This is a genomic window from Legionella gratiana, assembly GCF_001467695.1.
Classification (GTDB): Bacteria; Pseudomonadota; Gammaproteobacteria; order Legionellales; family Legionellaceae; genus Legionella; species Legionella gratiana.
This window is the reverse complement of record NZ_LNYE01000003.1, coordinates 143,120-158,915: the sequence shown is the minus strand read 5'-3', so window position 1 is coordinate 158,915 and position 15,796 is coordinate 143,120. Positions and strand designations below refer to the sequence as shown.

The following is a 15,796-nucleotide window of genomic DNA, read 5'->3' as shown; positions in this document are numbered from 1 at the left end:
TTCCCAAGTTAGCGTTGTTTCATCCAGACCACAATGATTATTATTACAATTTTAGGGTCTGTTGACAATTCTACTATCCTGGCCAAAATGGCATAATTTTATGCGCTCCGATTCACACACGTCGTGTATGCAGCGTTTCGGTACTCTAAAATCATGTTATTTTGACTCAGTTTAGCGAATTATCCACAGACCCTAATGTTTTGAAAAATAGACGCAATAATTTTATCTATTTATCCACTAATTAGCTATATATATTCTATTATTAATCAAATCAAAACAGAAAATGTTCCATTAACTCCATTAAGTGCTAACTTATGCTTTAAACTGTCTGCTGTGTTCTTTGCTCCAAATGGTCCTATCCTAACAATGTAATTTCGATGATAACGTTCGATGGTAACAGGTGATGTTGTAATACGAACTAATTTTTCTTTTAGACGCTTTGCTGAGGCCTCGGTTGTAAAAGCTCCTGCTTGTATGTAATAACGAGCTTGTTTTGGTCCTGCTAATGTTTCTATTTCAACATTTGCAGTCCCTTTAGGAAACACGCCAAGTTTTAATGCTGCTGCATAAGATAAATCAATAATCCGATTGGAATGAAAAGGTCCCCGATCATTCACTTTGACTATAGCTTCTTTCCCATTATCTAAATTTTTGACTTTTATATAAGTTGGTAAAGGTAATGTTCTATGGGCGGCTGACATTACATACATATTATACGGCTCACCACTTGAAGTTCTTTGTTTATGAAACTTTGTTCCATACCAAGAAGCGACTCCACGTGTTTTATATCCTGATGAATTTCTCATCACTTGATAAGAACGTCCATCGACAGAGTACTCACTTGGATTACCGTATCGGCTTAAAGGTTCTTTTGTTGGAACAGGCTCTCTAAAGCTAACTTTCTTCTGCTTTGTTGGTGCTCCATCCTGAAATTGTGTGTATCGATTTGTTTTATTTTTATAGCGATTATAAATTGAACTATTCGGGCTTTGAGATGTGTGTCGTGTGGTTTTTTTTCCGCTAGATGATGCTGTATCAAGAGACTGATTTGTAGTTTGACATCCTGTTAATAGAATTGTCATCGCAATAAGTATCTTTCGCATATTTACCATTTCGAATTATTATTATTTAGGATTAATATACCGAAATATGGCTTAATTTCGAAGAATTATTTTTTAATGGAAAAAAAATTCATTATTTTTCACATGTCCTTTTGTTGCATGGAAAAGGCTGTGGTACTATATGTTGATTTTTGTAATTACATTAGGCAATAACATGACAAGAACAACGTCTATTCTCTTAACTACATTGTTTATTATCACATTATTCGTACAATCAGCACATTGTATGGCTGATGAAGGTTCGTTACCTCCAAAACCTACAGCAAACTTAGAGAGACCTTCTCCTTCAATTACGAATAAACCATTAGTAACTCCTGCAGCACCTATTCTTAATGCTAAAGCATACATATTGATTGATGTAAATAGTGGGAAAATTATTGCCGAAAAAAATAGTGAAGAACGATTACCTCCTGCAAGTTTAACTAAGATGATGACTCTGTATGTTATCTCGAATGCTCTTCATCATGAACAAATTCATCTTAATGATAATGTTAGAGTAAGTCGTGAAGCATGGAAAATTGGCGGTTCGCGTATGTTCATTAAAGAAGGACAACAAGTACCCGTTGAAGATTTGCTTAAAGGTATTATAGTTGACTCCGGAAACGATGCATGTGTTGCTATGGCAGAACATATCGGTGGAACTGAAAACTCTTTTACCGATCTTATGAACCAACAGGCCCAAAATTTGGGCATGAAAAACAGTCATTTTACTGACAGCACTGGGTTACCTGATCCCAACTTATATACTACAGCTAAAGATTTAGCAATTCTTGGTAGAGCATTAATTATTGACTTCCCTCAATATTATGAATGGTATAAGCAAAAATGGTTTACCTACAATGGAATTCGTCAACCCAATAGAAATCGCTTGTTGTGGCGCGATAATCAAGTAGATGGTATAAAAACAGGTCATACGAACGAAGCAGGATTCTGTTTAGTATCTTCTGCAAAACGTGACAATATGCGCTTATTAGCAGTAGTATTAGGTGAGCCCACAGACTCATCTCGTGCAGATGACAGTGAAAAATTACTTAACTATGGTTTCAGATTTTTTGAAACACACCAACTTTATAAATCCGGACAATCAATTACAGAACTTCCTCTTTACAAAGGGCAAATAGATAAGATGACGGTGGGTCTAAATCAAGATCAATACATTACAATTCCAACAGGACAATATCAACGTCTAAATATTACAACCAAAATACCCTCTTATCTTGAAGCTCCGATTAAAAAAGGAGATAAAATAGGTGATTTAGTTGTACAGTTTGATAATAACATTGTATCCACTCAACCTCTTTATGCGCTCCAAGATGTTGAGTCTGGGGGCTTTTTTACTCGGACCAAGGATTCGATACGTTTGCTTTTTAAAGGATGGTTTGGCTCCTAAGGTTTATACAGGATGACTAAAGAAACATTGATTGATTTTCCCTGTTACTTTCCTATAAAAATAATAGGGAATAATTCAACTTTTTTTCTAGAAGAAATCAGGCAAATTACCCTGACTCATTTTCCCAATACAGCTCAAGATGCACTGACGCATAAAATGAGTAAGAACTCCAATTACTTGGCGATCACAGTCTCCGTATTTGTTGAAAATCAAGAAAGTCTTGATGCATATTATCGAGCAATTACTCAGCATCCAGAAGTAAAGATGGTTTTATAATGAAAATACGACAGCTAGGTATTCAAAATTACACTGATGTTTGGCTGCAAATGAAAGATTTTACACAGAGTCGCCAAGTTAACACTGAAGATGAACTATGGCTACTCGAGCATTTTTCTGTATATACTCAAGGCCAAGCAGGAAAAGCGGAGCATATATTAAACCCCACCAACATTCCGGTAATACAGTCTGATCGTGGAGGGCAAGTCACTTATCATGGACCTGGACAACTTGTGGCCTATGTTTTGATGGATCTTCGAAGAAAAAATTTAGGTATCCGCTCCTTAGTAAGCAAATTAGAACAAATCTTAATATCTGTTCTTGAGCAATATAAAATTGAGGGCTCGATTCGATGTGGTGCTCCAGGCGTCTATGTAAAAGAACAAAAAATTGCCTCAATCGGTTTAAGAGTAAAAAATGGTTGTACTTATCATGGAATTGCACTTAATGTTAATATGAATTTAAAACCATTCTTGGGTATTAATCCTTGTGGATTTGCAAAAATGGAAATGACTCAAATAAGTCATTTTCATCCCAGGGTACAATTAGATGATGTCAATCAACATTTTGTGCAATATTTTCTACAACAATTCTATCCTTAGTGACGCATGAACTTGTTCATAGACTATGTACAACCTCTTACAGTTTGGTTGCAACAAAACCCTCATTGGTCTTTATTCATAACCTTTCTCATTTCATTAACAGAGTCATTGGCAATTATCGGAAGTATAGTACCTGGAAGCGTTACAATGACTGCGATAGGAATCCTAGCAGGTTCAGGTGTCATGCGTATTGATCTTACTTTATTGGCAGCGACCTTAGGTGCAATAGTAGGTGATAGCCTAAGTTATCTATTAGGTTACTATTACAGTGAACGGCTAATTGACATCTGGCCATTTAAGAAATATCCCAGATGGCTGCAATATGGCAAGGATTTTTTTAAAACCCATGGAGGAAAAAGTGTACTGATAGGCCGTTTTGTAGGTCCCTTACGGTCTATAATTCCAGTTATTGCTGGAATACTGCATATGAAACAATGGCATTTTTTTGTTGCAAATGTTTTATCTGCTATAGGCTGGTCTTTTTTGTATGTAATGCCTGGGGTTGTACTTGGAGCAGCAAGTCATGAATTATCCACAGAAACTGCGACACACTTATTTGTATTAATCCTTATACTTCTTGCCGGAGTTTGGCTCATCAGTTTAATAATTAAGTGGCTAATTAGGCAATTAAACACTTTTTTAAAATTATACCTGCATGGATTATGGATAAAGTTTAAAGCTAATTCATTATTAACTCCTGTATATAATGCATTTACTCCTAAAGGAGAAAAAGACCATTATCCTACAGCATTCTTAGTACTTATTACTTTTTTTTGTATCATTAGTTTTATGATTATCCTTGGATTAACAGTTAAAACACCATGGCTGTCATTTATTAATTTGCCGATTCACTTATTGCTTCAGAGTTTTAATACGACAATACTCAAATTCTTTTTTATTTTTTGTACCCAACTTACCAGCACAATAACTATTATCAGTTTTTTTATTATTAGCTCCTGCTGGTTTATTTATCATAAAAAAATGCCTACAGTAATTTATTTGTTTAGTCTCATTGTGTTTTGTAGTCTTCTTGCATTCCTATTGACCTCCTCCATGTACATTCCAAGACCCCCTGGACTTTTAGTGGTTATGCCAGGTTCCTCTTTCCCGGCAATTAATCTTGAAATTGCTACAGCCTTATATGGATTTGTCTTATTTTATATAAAAAACACTTATAATCTATTTACAAATACTTTTAAGTCTATTATTTTTACAATTCTGGGCTTAAGTGGTTTAGGTTCTGTTTATTTAGGAGATCATTGGCTAACAGATATTCTCGCCTCCTATTTTGCGGGTACAGCAATCTGCTTAATTCATTGTTTGATTTATAGAAAAACAAACTTTAATCTTACAAAAACATCATTTTCTTTATCAATAATTTTATCTTTTTTTATCAGTATTCTTTTATTTTCTCTCTTATCCACCTATTATAATTTCCAAACATTATCTTACAGCCATACACCTGTTCACCAACAATATACTTTAAGTGAAAAGACGTGGTGGCGGCAAAAAAAGCCCATATTACCAATTTACCAATTAAGTAGAATTGGCAAGAGGATCAGCCTGCTTAATTTACAATATGCTGGTGATTTATATGTACTCCAACATAGCCTAGAAGAAAATGGATGGGAATCACACACAGATTCATTTTTTTCCAATTTATTAATGCACATCGATAAAGAACCACATAGTGTCAAATTACCCTTATTAACTCAACTCTATGAAAATAAATCGCCTGTATTAATAATGACTCATACTGAAAAACAATCTGATTTAACTTTAGAATTAAGAATTTGGGAGTCCAATTATACCTTAACGAAATCAAATAAACCTTTATGGATAGGTAGTATTCATTCATCGGTGTCTGTTTCTAAACAAAAAAACATGAGCTCTTTTAAAAAACTTATTAATCCACTTCATTACATGTTTAAAGCTGAGAGAAGCTTTATAGTGAAACAAATCATGCTTCCAGATGCGATGGTTAAAACAACACGATATCCTGTGCATCCAAGTATCATTCTTATTAAACAAAAAAATTGATATTCCAATTGAACTGAAGGATAACCTTCTATACATCAATAAAAAATACTGTTATAACTATATGGTTTGTAAGAATAAATATAATTTTAAGAGTATGTCTTAAATGTATATCACGGCAAAATTAATCCAAAATTTTTTTCCATTAATTGCCTTAATACTCCTGATTATTGGAATAAAAAAAAGTGCCATCTATTACATGATTTCAGCTCTTTGGCTAAGCCTTATAGCTATGTTGATTCATCTTCAATTCTCAGGTAATCGGATTTTCGGTACTTATTTTAATTATTATAACGCAACAATATATTCTTTTAATTTGCTTATACTGCTTATTACCTTAATTTATATTATCTCACATTTAAGCGTTGCGCATACTTCAAAATATGTATACAGCTTTGTTAATGCTTTCTTAGTTGTTATTGCCCTTTTAAGTATTGTCAATCTCTGGATTAATGCCTTTTTTATTGAAAATAAAATGGAGGGGACGCCAATAATACAAGTTGCACTCTTTAATAAACCCAATTATTGCAAAAGTAAATATGTATTTTATAAAGTTGATTTTGATAGTTCTATCATGTATCTCTGCCCTAATTATTATGGTTTAATACCATCTGTAGGACGTTTAGCAGTAAGCCCTGATTTTATTGCAGCGCAATTACCATTGTCGGTTAAAAAGCAAATGGTATTAAAGCATAAAAAAGAATAAAGAATATGTGCATATGTTATTTAATGAGCCATTGGTTAAAGTACAAATCTAGGTTTAATGAGGTAACCTTGGAAGTGAAATTGTTCTTTGAATTATTATTTGATACCATGTCAAAAGTTTATCATTTTAGCATTTACATGAAACGATTAGTTGCCCTTATTATGGCAGTACTTAGCCTTAACAGTTACGCTATGGCTCCAAAACTTAATTGGGATCAAGCAGTTGATCGTGCTGTACAACGTTATGGTTTGCGAGTTGAACCACAGTTAAAAAAATACTTTTCGAAGGCTGGGGTGAGTTATCCTCCTCGTGAGGTAGCCTTACTTGCATTTAAGTCAGAAAGAAAGGTGGAGCTTTGGGCAAAAAACTCGAAGCAGGCTTGGAAACATGTTCATGATTATCCACTAACCGGTTTCAGTGGACGGTTAGGACCTAAGTTACGTGAAAATGACAAACAAATTCCTGAAGGAGTTTATAGGTTAGTTAATTTTAACCCTTTTAGTAGCATGCATCTATCAATGATGATTAATTACCCCAATAGCTTTGACAGACAGAAAGGTTATCAGGACGGAAGAAAGCAATTAGGAAATAATATCTTTATCCATGGGAAAAATTTATCCGTAGGTTGTTTGGCTGTGGGCGATCTTGCAATTGATCAGCTATTTATTTTAGCAAGGCGTGTAGGTTTAAATAATATTAAAGTGATTATTGCACCTAATGATCTTCGCAAGAAAAAACCATCTACATCAACCTTTGCACAACCCAGATGGCTGCCTGAATTATATAAACAGATTGCAGAATCATTAAAGCCGTTCGGTAAAAACAACTATACAGCATAGATAAAATAAGGTTTTTTATGGAAGAAAAATCTATTTTAGAAATTCAACGAGCCATGCAGCAAGGTCTTCTTTCTGCGAAAGAACTTTGCCAAGAGTACATAAAAAATATTACTGAGAAAAATCATACTGGTCCTGCGGTGAATGCCATTATTGATTTGAATCCAGAACTCCTGGAAATTGCCGACTCCTTAGATAAAGAACGCGCTCAAACCGGTCCACGTAGTCCTTTGCGATGGCTCAATAATAAAACCTTCCTCAGCCGCTGCAATTGTAGGTCTTAAACCAACAGTAGGTTTAATCAGCCGATCTGGAGTGATACCTCTCGCTTTCAGCTACGATACCCCCGGACCAATGACTCGCACGGTTTGTAGTTTAAGTTTGGCTTAGAAAACTACTTAAAAAGTAGAAAGGACCCTACTGTTCGCAATTTAGAGGATTTAATTCGATATAATGAGCAATATGCAGATAAAGTAATGCCGCTGTTTGGACAAGAGAACTTAGTACTAGCTAATACTAAAGACTTAGCTTCTCTTGATTATAAAAATGCGCTAGAAAATTGCTTTCATTTAGCAACTCATTTAGGAATTGATAAAACCTTAAAAAAAGACAACTTAGAAGCAATAATGGCTCCTAGCGAGGGAGTGCCATTTCTTATTGATCCTGTATGTGGAGATTACAATTTCCATAACAGCCATACTCATGCCGCTGTGGCAGGCTATCCTAATATTTCCGTTCCTGCAGGCTTTATCAATGAATTACCCATAGGTGTTTCTTTTTTTAGTAGCTCTTATCAGGAGGGACGGCTAATTCAATTCTCATATGCTTTTGAACAAGCCAGCCAGTTTAGAAAACCGCCTAAGTTTTTAAAGCAATTAGACTTATTAAAGTAAGACACTGTAACCTATCTTGGATTTAACCAGGTTTCCGTTTCTTTCTGATAATATTTTTTTCGCATTTTATTCAAAGCAGATGGCTTTTTAATGCCTTTAAGCGCTTTTTCAATTTCAACAGTCAATTCTTTTGCCGTGTGATAGGTAGCATCAACAACATAATCATAAATTACTCCTTGATGAACGACCTTAGAAGAACCGCGATAATGACCATCAGGTCGATTATTGTTTTCGGCATCTTCTTTTTTCATACCATCGCCTCGAGCGGATTCTCTTTGATTACCTATACTATCCTCTACCTCTAGCTTAACCATCAAAACATAATAATTCTTCAAGGATTCCATCGCCCAACATACCCAATCCCACGACCAAAAGATTTGATCGGAAATTATATTAATAGCCGCATCTAAATATATGGGTAAAGAGAAAAAACCTGCTTTAACTATCTTATTTGCTTTCGCTCCTGGGATGAGTTCATCATAAATAAGACCATCTGAGTATAAAATATTCTGCGTCTTGCTGGTTTAAGATAAGTTTATTAGGCGGCATGATAAACCAAAAATGATCGATCCCTAAACGAACCCACATCTCTTGAGCATGATCTTGAAAAGCGCGGCACAAGCTCGTTTTTCCTGCACTACTCGCCCCATTAATTAAAATTAACTTCCCTTTTTTCATGGTCCCTAATTTCCCCAAGTTCAGAGAATTTACATGCTTTAGGAAAACACATCCCTATTCATCTTTGTAAAGAAGCTAAAAACTCTGAGACCTCTGTAGGTGATAATTCATAATGCTGCCCTCGAGATAAATATCTTGGCATAGTGAGCGTCCCATAGCGAATTCGGATCAAACGACTTACCTCAACGCCTTGTGATTCCCATAAACGTCTCACCTCTCTATTTCGTCCCTCATTTAAAGTCACATGATACCAACTATTAGTACTCTCTCCACCACGAAATTCTAAACGAGAAAATTTAGCTATTCCATCATCTAATTCAACTCCATTTAGTAAATTATTTAAAGCCTCAGGAGTAACCTGTCCATGCACTCTAACTGCATACTCCCTTTCTAACCCATATTTAGGATGCATTAATTGATTCGCGAGCTCACCTGAATTAGTAAAAATAAGTAAACCAGATGTATTTAAATCCAAGCGCCCTACTTGTACCCAGCGTCCCTGTCTTAAATGAGGTAAATGATCAAAAACTGTTTTCTCAAACTTGGGATCATGACGACTTGAAATTTCTCCTATAGGTTTATGATAGAGCAAAACTCGTATATTCTTTTTTATTTTCAGTGGGTTTGGAATCAACTTCCCCTTTACTGTGATTTTATCTTCAGCATTTGCTGAATCACCCAATTTCACTGGCTTTCCATTAACTTGAACCCAACCATTTTCTATCCAACGTTCCATTTCACGTCGAGAACCAAGGCCTGCTTGGCTTAATATTTTTTGTAACCTATAGCTGCTCATTCGGTAATACACTCTTCTTCATTAGGATTATGTAAAGTCAATGTTTCCATAACCTCAGGCAAGGATGGAAGCTCGTTTAAATATTGTAAATTAAAATAATTGAGAAACTCTCTTGTTGTTGTATAAACAGCAGGCTTACCTGCTACATTTTTATAACCAGAAATACGAATCCACTCTCTTTCCAATAAAGTTTTTATTATTTGGCTATTTACTGCCACTCCACGCAACTCTTCAATATCTGCTCGAGTTACTGGTTGTTTGTAAGCGATAATGGCTAATGTTTCAAGCAAAGCTCGTGAATATTTACTGGGTTTTTCTATTTGCAATCGCGCAACCCAACTGCTGTATTCCTGTTTTGTCTGGATGATAAATCCTGTAGCCACTTGGACAAGCTCAAAAGATCGTGACGAATAATCTTCTTTTAACTCGTTAATAATAGTTACTAGACGTTCTTTAGAAGGTCTTTGCCACTCGTCCAAAGTTTCTAATAGGCGTTCTACAGATAAAGGCTCATTAGAACTTAGAAGTAATGCCTCAATGATGTTTTTTAATAGCTTATTATCCATTATTATGCTTCCTGTAATAATATGGAAGCAAATGCTTCATTTTGAGTAATAACAATTAAGGATTGTCTCGACAACTCTAAAATGGCTAATAAGGAAACAATAAGTCCCATTCGTCCTTCATCCAAAGTAAATAACTGTTTAAATTCCAAAACATGATACTCCTGGAGCTTGAGTAAGATACTAGCCATACGCTCTCGAACAGATAAAGCTTCACGAGAAATTTGATGATGACTCACTTGCTCTTCTCTTTTCATTAAAGCAATCATTGCTTCAACTAAATCCTCTAATTCAACTTCAGGATGTACGACGATTCGCTCAAGTTCAGTTGGTACCACTTGAATCAAAAAGTGATCGCGTTCTTGTCGTGGAAGTGCATCAAGCAATTCTGCAGCACATTTTATTTGCTCATACGCTTGTAATCTCCGTACTAAAGCCATGCGAGGATCTTCATCCTCTTCATCGTCATTTTGTGGAGGAGCTGGTAATAAAAGTCGGGACTTAATTTCAGCAAGCATTGCAGCCATCAATAAATAGTCGGCTGCAAGCTCCAATCTCCGGCATTCCATCAATTGAATATAATGCAAATATTGCTTAGTAATACTCACAATAGGAATATCTAATATATCAATATTTTGTTTTCGAATCAGATATAAAAGTAAATCAAGTGGCCCACTAAAAGAATCCAACAATACTTCAAGTGCATCGGGTGGAATATATAAATCATCAGGTAGTTCAGTAAGTTCTTTACCGGCAACTACAGCTTTAATTTCAGGCTTAATTGATAATTCAATGTCCATTCCAACTCTTTAATAATCGAGTCCCATAACCTCTCTAACAGTACTCAAATTTTTACAAGCTACTTCTCGCGCTGACTCACTTCCCTCAGAAACGATTCGTTTTACTGAGCCTAAATCAGATTCATATTCAGTAATCGCCTCTTGAATGGGTTTTAATTCTTTATTAATACTATCAACAATAGGTCTTTTACACTCAATACAACCAATCCCCGCAGTACGACATCCAGTCTGAACCCAATTTTTTACTTCCTCACTGGAGTATATTTTGTGAAATTGCCAAACTGGACATTTTTCAGGTTCGCCCGGATCCGTTCTCTTTACACGTGCTGGATCTGTTGGCATAGTTAATACTTTCTTTTCTACTTGATCAGGAGGCTCCCTTAGCATAATAGTATTATGATAAGACTTGGACATTTTTTGTCCATCAAGACCAGGCATTTTAGCAGTTTCGGTAAGTAAAGGATGAGGCTCGGGTAGGATAATTTTACCACTGCCTTCTAAATAACCCAATAACCGTTCTTTATCACCAATGGATAAGTTTGACTGATCTTCCAAAAGTGCTTGGGCTGTTTTAATTGCTTCGTGATTACCCAGCTCCTGAAATTGTCGACGTAACTCACTATAAAATTTACTGTTTTTCTTGCCCATTTTTTTTATAGCTTCAGCTGCTAATTCTTCAAAATTGGGTTCTTTGCCATAAAGGTAATTAAAACGACGAGCAATTTCTCGAGTAAGCTCTATATGAGAGACTTGATCTTCACCAACAGGAACATAATCTGCATGATAAATCAAAACATCAGCACTTTGTAATAAGGGATAACCTAAAAAACCGTAAGTTGCTAAATCCTTTTCCTTTAATTTTTCCTGTTGATCTTTAAAAGTTGGCACCCTCTCTAACCACCCCAAAGGAGTAATCATTGATAAAAGCAAATGTAATTCGGCATGTTCTGGAACCCAAGATTGGATAAAAATTCGTGATAACCCAGGATTAACCCCACAAGCTAACCAATCAATAATCATATCCCAAAGATGTTTTTCTATAAATCTAGGTTCATCATATTGAGTAGTTAATCCATGCCAATCTGCAGCAAAAAAGAAGCAATCATATTGATGTTGTAAGTTGATCCAATTTTTTATTACTCCATGGTAGTGTCCAAGATGTAATCTTCCACTGACACGCATTCCAGAAACAACACGTTTATTGGAACTAAATAATACTGACATCAATATCCTCTTTTAATGATTTATTTAACATAACTCTCAACTTTTTCTAGAGCTTTTCGTAAGCACACCACGCGCGTACCTATGCCCGAGTTTTAACCTAGATATTGGGACTTAGCACATAGCATGGGATACATATTCATTCACAAAAAAGTTGAAAACCGCCTCATTTTATTTAAATGGCTCAGGATCACCTTTACCTTCTCTTAGTACCACTGGGTAATCACCAGTCAAATCAATTACAGTTGTAGGTTCTTGTCCACAGTGACCGCCATCAATTACTAAATCAATTTGATTTCCTAAAAGATCTCGAATTGCTTCGGGTTCACTCAGTGGTGCTTTCGCACCAGGAAGAATTAAAGTAGTACTCATCAAGGGAGCCTCAAGACACTCCAACAAAGCAAGTGTAATGACATTATCTGGCACACGTAAACCCAAAGTTCTTCTTTTAGGATGAAGCATAAGTCTAGGCACCTCATGCGTGGCATTAAGAATAAAAGTATAGGCACCAGGAGTAAATGCTTTTAACAACCTAAAGATAGGATTTGATACTCGAGCATAAAGGCCAAGCTGGGAGAGGTCACGACAAACAAGAGTCATATTATGATTCTTATCCAATTGACGTAATCTTCGTATACGCTCAAGTGCTGATTTATTACCTAAACCACAGCCCAATGCATAACCAGAATCAGTAGGGTAAACAATAATACCACCCTCTTCAATTATATTTACGGCCTTTCTCAACAAGCGTGCTTGAGGATTATCAGGATGTAATGCAAAAAACTGACTCATAAAGTCCCCTGTTCAATGTTCCATTCATGCCAAATAGGCGTACAATTTACTGGTAGTTGTCTCTGACCGCCAAGATTCACACGAGAATGCCTGTCACTATGATAATCTGATCCAGAGGAAGCCAACAAATGAAACCGCAAACAAGTTGCAGCCATTTCATTAACCGCATCAAGTGTCATTTCTCCTGATACTACTTCTATACCAACACCACCAGCTTCTTTAAATTCATTAATTAACTCATGCAATTTAGATCGCGTCAATCCGTATTTAAGTGGATGAGCAATCACTGCCTGCCCGCCTGCAGCTTTAATTTCCTCTACTGCTTCTTGAACATTCACCCAAGATGTGGGTACATAGGCTTTTTTACCTCTGCCTAAATATTGCTTAAAAGCCGCAGTGAGATCCCGTACTTTACCTTCATTAACTAAAAGTTGAGCAAAATGTGGCCGACCTATACGTGCATGTCCAGCTAATTTACATGCTTTATAATAAGCATCCGTGATACCCAGCGAATTTAATGTTGCACCTATTTGTTGCGCGCGCTCCACCCGATTTTGATTCTGACGTTGAATAAACTCTATGAAACTTGTTGTATGATGGATTTGATAACCTAAAACATGGAGCTCATGTTTTTTCCATCGCACGCTAATTTCTATGCCATTAATTATCTTAATTGAGGTATTCGTAGCCGCCTGTAATAACTCGGAATAACCAGCTACTGTGTCATGATCAGTAAGCGACAAACATCGAAGCTTCTGGCTTTGCGCTTTTTGTATCAATTCTTTTGGGCTCAAAGCCCCATCAGAAAAATTGCTATGACAATGAAGATCGATCATGACTACGTATTATATAACAAAAAAATGATTGTATCATAAATCTTGCAGAAGATTAGTGTTCTGCACTATTCTTCTGTGCCCTATACTTCGTCTATCGAAAATATAATAAAATAGATGTTACTCATTCGTTATCCAAACTTAGTACAGGAGCGGCACAACACTATTATAAATAGGCTCTTCGCTACTCAAAAATAGTGGAGTGGGTGAGAAGTTACAAAAAATACTATACTCATAATATATAAATTACAGATCGAGGAAAACCCAAAAGCAATGATTCATAATGTCCATCATGTTAAATTATGCCGTAAATCAATCGCGGCACGTAATGACAAACAAGCTAATTTTCTTGATGCAATTGATCGTTTTGCAGTAACTTTTGCAGTTGGCCCAGCGGGCACTGGAAAAACTTACTTAGCTGTTTCCAAAGCAATACAATGTTTTGAAAAAGGTGAAGTGCAACGGTTGATTTTTGTAAGGCCTGCAGTAGAAGCAGGTGAAAAGTTAGGTTTTCTCCCAGGAGATTTAGTAGAAAAAGTGCTTCCTTATTTAAGACCCATTTACGATGCCTTATATGAAATGATTGGTTTTAAAGAAACGCAAAAATTAATTCAAACCGATACTATTGAAGTTTTACCCTTGGCGTTTATGCGCGGACGCACTCTTAATGAAGCTTTTATTATTCTAGATGAGGCACAAAATACTACAATCATGCAAATGAAAATGTTTTTAACTCGCATAGGTTTTGGTTCAAAGGCAGTCATAACTGGAGATATGACTCAGGTAGATTTACCTAAGGGTATTGATTCCGGACTTGCTCATGCAGTAGGATTATTCAAAAGAATACCTGAAATTAGTATTCATACGTTCACAAGTCGAGAGGTTGTCCGACATCCATTAGTCTCTAAAATTATTGATTGCTATGACCATCCATCAGCCGGAAAAACTAAATGAGTTATTATGTAGATATTCAAAATGCAACCGCAGAATCTCTTCCTATCAGCGAAGATGAGATAATCCGTTTGGCTTTACTTACTTTAAAAGAATACAAAAAAGAGGCAGAGCTAACGATTCGTCTGGTTACACCTGAAGAAATGACTGTGTTAAATCGTACTTATAGAAAGCAGAATAAAACCACTAATGTATTGGCCTTCCCTTCTAATTTACCTCCAGAGGTACAATTAGAATATCCTCTTTTAGGGGATGTTATCATTTGCCCACAAGTATTAGCTGACGAAAGTAAGCAACACAATAAAACTTTGGAATCACATTGGGCTTTAATCGTAATTCATGGAGTACTGCATTTATTAGGCTATGATCATATTAAGGATGATGATGCAGCCATTATGCAGTCTATTGAAATTAAATTATTAACTGAGCTTGGATTTGCTAATCCTTATGACGCAGAGGGTAATCAACTTGAATAAAGAGGAAGACAGTAGTTCGTGGTTTGTTCGGTTTAAACAGTTTTTACAAGGTGAACCACAAAATCAAGAGGAACTGGTTAGTTTATTAAGAGATGCACATATTCGCTCTCTTATTAGTTCTGAAACGTTAGCAATGATAGAAGGCGCTATTTCATTCTCCAAGATGCGAGTACGTGACATCATGTTGCCGAAAAATCAGATGGTTTGCATAAAACGAGATGATCCGTTTCAAAACATCATAAAAACTGTGACACAAACAGGACACTCAAGATTCCCAGTCCTTGATGAAGACTCTGATGAAATTATCGGCATATTGCATGCGAAAGACCTATTACCTCATCAATCTTCTAATCTGGACTCTTTTAATTTACTTGATATTTGTCGCCAGGCTACTTTTATTCCTGAAAGCAGGCGTTTAGACAGTTTACTCAGTGAGTTTCGCAGTAATAAAAATCATATGGCTATAGTTGTTGATGAATACGGAGAGGTTTCAGGCTTTGTGACCATCGAAGATATCATTGAACAAATAATTGGCGATATTGAAGATGAGTTTGATATTGATGAAGATGCCTACCTTAAAGTACATGAAGACAATCACTATATTGTAAAAGCACACATGCCTATCGAGGAGTTTAATGAACAACTTAACGCAAACTTCAGTGATGAATTTTATGATACGATTGGTGGAATAGTAATGAATAGTTTTGGCCATTTGCCTGCACGAGGTGAAACAATTACTATTGATTCTTTTGAATTTAAAATTATTAATGCTGATTCCAGACGTATTAAATTGATGGAATGTATTGATAAACGTAAGGCATAATG

At 35.8% G+C, this 15,796-nt stretch carries 21 protein-coding genes; 12 read left to right on the top strand and 9 right to left on the bottom strand.

The annotated features are described in order from the left end of the window. Positions 1-266: 266 nt before the first annotated feature. On the bottom strand, positions 267-1,103 hold the full coding sequence (locus Lgra_RS01600; protein WP_058497538.1) for a septal ring lytic transglycosylase RlpA family protein: 837 nt from the start codon (positions 1,101-1,103) through the stop codon (positions 267-269). 172 nt (positions 1,104-1,275) lie between these two features. On the opposite strand from Lgra_RS01600, the gene Lgra_RS01595 reads away from it, so the two are divergent. The 9 genes from Lgra_RS01595 to Lgra_RS01560 all read left to right on the top strand — a co-directional run bounded on the left by Lgra_RS01595 (position 1,276) and on the right by Lgra_RS01560 (position 7,861). Continuing rightward, positions 1,276-2,511, top strand: coding sequence for a D-alanyl-D-alanine carboxypeptidase family protein (locus Lgra_RS01595; RefSeq protein WP_172468393.1), 1,236 nt, complete (start codon positions 1,276-1,278; stop codon positions 2,509-2,511). A 12-nt stretch (positions 2,512-2,523) separates the two neighbouring features. Next, positions 2,524-2,787, top strand: a complete 264-nt coding sequence (locus Lgra_RS01590; RefSeq protein WP_058497536.1) for an HP0495 family protein — start codon at positions 2,524-2,526, stop codon at positions 2,785-2,787. After that, the gene (lipB, locus tag Lgra_RS01585) at positions 2,787-3,389 is read left to right on the top strand and encodes a lipoyl(octanoyl) transferase LipB (RefSeq protein WP_058497535.1); all 603 of its coding nucleotides are present in this window, start codon (positions 2,787-2,789) and stop codon (positions 3,387-3,389) included. Before Lgra_RS01590 ends, lipB begins: the two co-directional genes overlap by 1 nt. Before the next feature lie 6 nt (positions 3,390-3,395). After that, the gene (locus Lgra_RS01580) at positions 3,396-5,429 is read left to right on the top strand and encodes a VTT domain-containing protein (protein WP_058497534.1); all 2,034 of its coding nucleotides are present in this window, start codon (positions 3,396-3,398) and stop codon (positions 5,427-5,429) included. A gap of 103 nt (positions 5,430-5,532) precedes the next feature. Next, positions 5,533-6,132, top strand: coding sequence for a hypothetical protein (locus tag Lgra_RS01575; protein ID WP_058497533.1), 600 nt, complete (start codon positions 5,533-5,535; stop codon positions 6,130-6,132). Positions 6,133-6,269: 137 nt separating this feature from the next. Beyond that, positions 6,270-6,971, top strand: coding sequence for a L,D-transpeptidase family protein (locus Lgra_RS01570; protein ID WP_172468418.1), 702 nt, complete (start codon positions 6,270-6,272; stop codon positions 6,969-6,971). A gap of 17 nt (positions 6,972-6,988) precedes the next feature. Then, entirely contained in the window at positions 6,989-7,252 is a 264-nt protein-coding gene (locus tag Lgra_RS01565; RefSeq protein WP_058497532.1) for a hypothetical protein, read from the top strand. Then, a complete protein-coding gene (locus Lgra_RS18570) occupies positions 7,164-7,358 on the top strand; it encodes an amidase family protein (protein WP_083502834.1) in 195 nt (64 codons plus the stop codon). Before Lgra_RS01565 ends, Lgra_RS18570 begins: the two co-directional genes overlap by 89 nt. 86 nt (positions 7,359-7,444) lie before the next feature. Then, a complete protein-coding gene (locus Lgra_RS01560) occupies positions 7,445-7,861 on the top strand; it encodes an amidase (RefSeq protein WP_058497531.1) in 417 nt (138 codons plus the stop codon). An 11-nt stretch (positions 7,862-7,872) separates the two neighbouring features. On the opposite strand, the gene Lgra_RS17345 is transcribed toward Lgra_RS01560, so the two are convergent. From Lgra_RS17345 to Lgra_RS01520, 8 genes are all read right to left on the bottom strand, one after another. Beyond that, positions 7,873-8,307, bottom strand: a complete 435-nt coding sequence (locus Lgra_RS17345) for a phosphotransferase-like protein (protein ID WP_274519560.1) — start codon at positions 8,305-8,307, stop codon at positions 7,873-7,875. Positions 8,308-8,338: 31 nt separating this feature from the next. Then, a complete protein-coding gene (locus Lgra_RS18440; protein WP_058497529.1) occupies positions 8,339-8,539 on the bottom strand; it encodes a phosphotransferase-like protein in 201 nt (66 codons plus the stop codon). Between the two features lie 58 nt (positions 8,540-8,597). Next, the gene (locus Lgra_RS01545) at positions 8,598-9,335 is read right to left on the bottom strand and encodes a pseudouridine synthase (protein WP_058497528.1); all 738 of its coding nucleotides are present in this window, start codon (positions 9,333-9,335) and stop codon (positions 8,598-8,600) included. Then, a complete protein-coding gene (scpB, locus tag Lgra_RS01540) occupies positions 9,332-9,901 on the bottom strand; it encodes an SMC-Scp complex subunit ScpB (protein ID WP_058497527.1) in 570 nt (189 codons plus the stop codon). Before scpB ends, Lgra_RS01545 begins: the two co-directional genes overlap by 4 nt. A gap of 2 nt (positions 9,902-9,903) precedes the next feature. After that, on the bottom strand, positions 9,904-10,698 hold the full coding sequence (locus Lgra_RS01535) for a segregation and condensation protein A (RefSeq protein ID WP_058497526.1): 795 nt from the start codon (positions 10,696-10,698) through the stop codon (positions 9,904-9,906). Between the two features lie 9 nt (positions 10,699-10,707). Beyond that, entirely contained in the window at positions 10,708-11,922 is a 1,215-nt protein-coding gene (locus Lgra_RS01530) for a tryptophan--tRNA ligase (RefSeq protein WP_058497525.1), read from the bottom strand. Positions 11,923-12,090: 168 nt separating this feature from the next. Continuing rightward, positions 12,091-12,711, bottom strand: coding sequence for an L-threonylcarbamoyladenylate synthase (locus tag Lgra_RS01525; RefSeq protein WP_058497524.1), 621 nt, complete (start codon positions 12,709-12,711; stop codon positions 12,091-12,093). Next, entirely contained in the window at positions 12,708-13,547 is an 840-nt protein-coding gene (locus Lgra_RS01520) for a PHP domain-containing protein (protein ID WP_058497523.1), read from the bottom strand. The genes Lgra_RS01525 and Lgra_RS01520 overlap by 4 nt, the downstream gene beginning before the upstream one ends. Positions 13,548-13,817: 270 nt before the next feature. On the opposite strand from Lgra_RS01520, the gene Lgra_RS01515 reads away from it, so the two are divergent. The 3 genes from Lgra_RS01515 to Lgra_RS01505 are packed head-to-tail and all read left to right on the top strand — an operon-like array spanning position 13,818 to position 15,794. Next, a complete protein-coding gene (locus tag Lgra_RS01515) occupies positions 13,818-14,498 on the top strand; it encodes a PhoH family protein (protein WP_083502830.1) in 681 nt (226 codons plus the stop codon). Next, positions 14,495-14,971 (top strand): rRNA maturation RNase YbeY, encoded by a 477-nt coding sequence (gene ybeY / locus Lgra_RS01510; RefSeq protein WP_058497522.1) that lies wholly within the window; start codon positions 14,495-14,497, stop codon positions 14,969-14,971. Before Lgra_RS01515 ends, ybeY begins: the two co-directional genes overlap by 4 nt. Continuing rightward, positions 14,943-15,794 (top strand): HlyC/CorC family transporter, encoded by an 852-nt coding sequence (locus Lgra_RS01505; RefSeq protein WP_172468394.1) that lies wholly within the window; start codon positions 14,943-14,945, stop codon positions 15,792-15,794. Before ybeY ends, Lgra_RS01505 begins: the two co-directional genes overlap by 29 nt. The last annotated feature ends 2 nt before the right edge of the window (positions 15,795-15,796 follow it).

What these genes read in the sequence shown, in the direction of transcription:
- Lgra_RS01600 (WP_058497538.1), bottom strand. Translation starts at nt 1,103, where the DNA reads ATGCGAAAGATACTTATTGCGATGACAATTCTATTAACAGGATGTCAA.
- Lgra_RS01595 (WP_172468393.1), top strand. Translation starts at nt 1,276, where the DNA reads ATGACAAGAACAACGTCTATTCTCTTAACTACATTGTTTATTATCACA.
- Lgra_RS01590 (WP_058497536.1), top strand. Translation starts at nt 2,524, where the DNA reads ATGACTAAAGAAACATTGATTGATTTTCCCTGTTACTTTCCTATAAAA.
- lipB (WP_058497535.1), top strand. Translation starts at nt 2,787, where the DNA reads ATGAAAATACGACAGCTAGGTATTCAAAATTACACTGATGTTTGGCTG.
- Lgra_RS01580 (WP_058497534.1), top strand. Translation starts at nt 3,396, where the DNA reads ATGAACTTGTTCATAGACTATGTACAACCTCTTACAGTTTGGTTGCAA.
- Lgra_RS01575 (WP_058497533.1), top strand. Translation starts at nt 5,533, where the DNA reads ATGTATATCACGGCAAAATTAATCCAAAATTTTTTTCCATTAATTGCC.
- Lgra_RS01570 (WP_172468418.1), top strand. Translation starts at nt 6,270, where the DNA reads ATGAAACGATTAGTTGCCCTTATTATGGCAGTACTTAGCCTTAACAGT.
- Lgra_RS01565 (WP_058497532.1), top strand. Translation starts at nt 6,989, where the DNA reads ATGGAAGAAAAATCTATTTTAGAAATTCAACGAGCCATGCAGCAAGGT.
- Lgra_RS01560 (WP_058497531.1), top strand. Translation starts at nt 7,445, where the DNA reads ATGCCGCTGTTTGGACAAGAGAACTTAGTACTAGCTAATACTAAAGAC.
- Lgra_RS18440 (WP_058497529.1), bottom strand. Translation starts at nt 8,539, where the DNA reads ATGAAAAAAGGGAAGTTAATTTTAATTAATGGGGCGAGTAGTGCAGGA.
- Lgra_RS01545 (WP_058497528.1), bottom strand. Translation starts at nt 9,335, where the DNA reads ATGAGCAGCTATAGGTTACAAAAAATATTAAGCCAAGCAGGCCTTGGT.
- scpB (WP_058497527.1), bottom strand. Translation starts at nt 9,901, where the DNA reads ATGGATAATAAGCTATTAAAAAACATCATTGAGGCATTACTTCTAAGT.
- Lgra_RS01535 (WP_058497526.1), bottom strand. Translation starts at nt 10,698, where the DNA reads ATGGACATTGAATTATCAATTAAGCCTGAAATTAAAGCTGTAGTTGCC.
- Lgra_RS01530 (WP_058497525.1), bottom strand. Translation starts at nt 11,922, where the DNA reads ATGTCAGTATTATTTAGTTCCAATAAACGTGTTGTTTCTGGAATGCGT.
- Lgra_RS01525 (WP_058497524.1), bottom strand. Translation starts at nt 12,711, where the DNA reads ATGAGTCAGTTTTTTGCATTACATCCTGATAATCCTCAAGCACGCTTG.
- Lgra_RS01520 (WP_058497523.1), bottom strand. Translation starts at nt 13,547, where the DNA reads ATGATCGATCTTCATTGTCATAGCAATTTTTCTGATGGGGCTTTGAGC.
- Lgra_RS01515 (WP_083502830.1), top strand. Translation starts at nt 13,818, where the DNA reads ATGATTCATAATGTCCATCATGTTAAATTATGCCGTAAATCAATCGCG.
- ybeY (WP_058497522.1), top strand. Translation starts at nt 14,495, where the DNA reads ATGAGTTATTATGTAGATATTCAAAATGCAACCGCAGAATCTCTTCCT.
- Lgra_RS01505 (WP_172468394.1), top strand. Translation starts at nt 14,943, where the DNA reads ATGACGCAGAGGGTAATCAACTTGAATAAAGAGGAAGACAGTAGTTCG.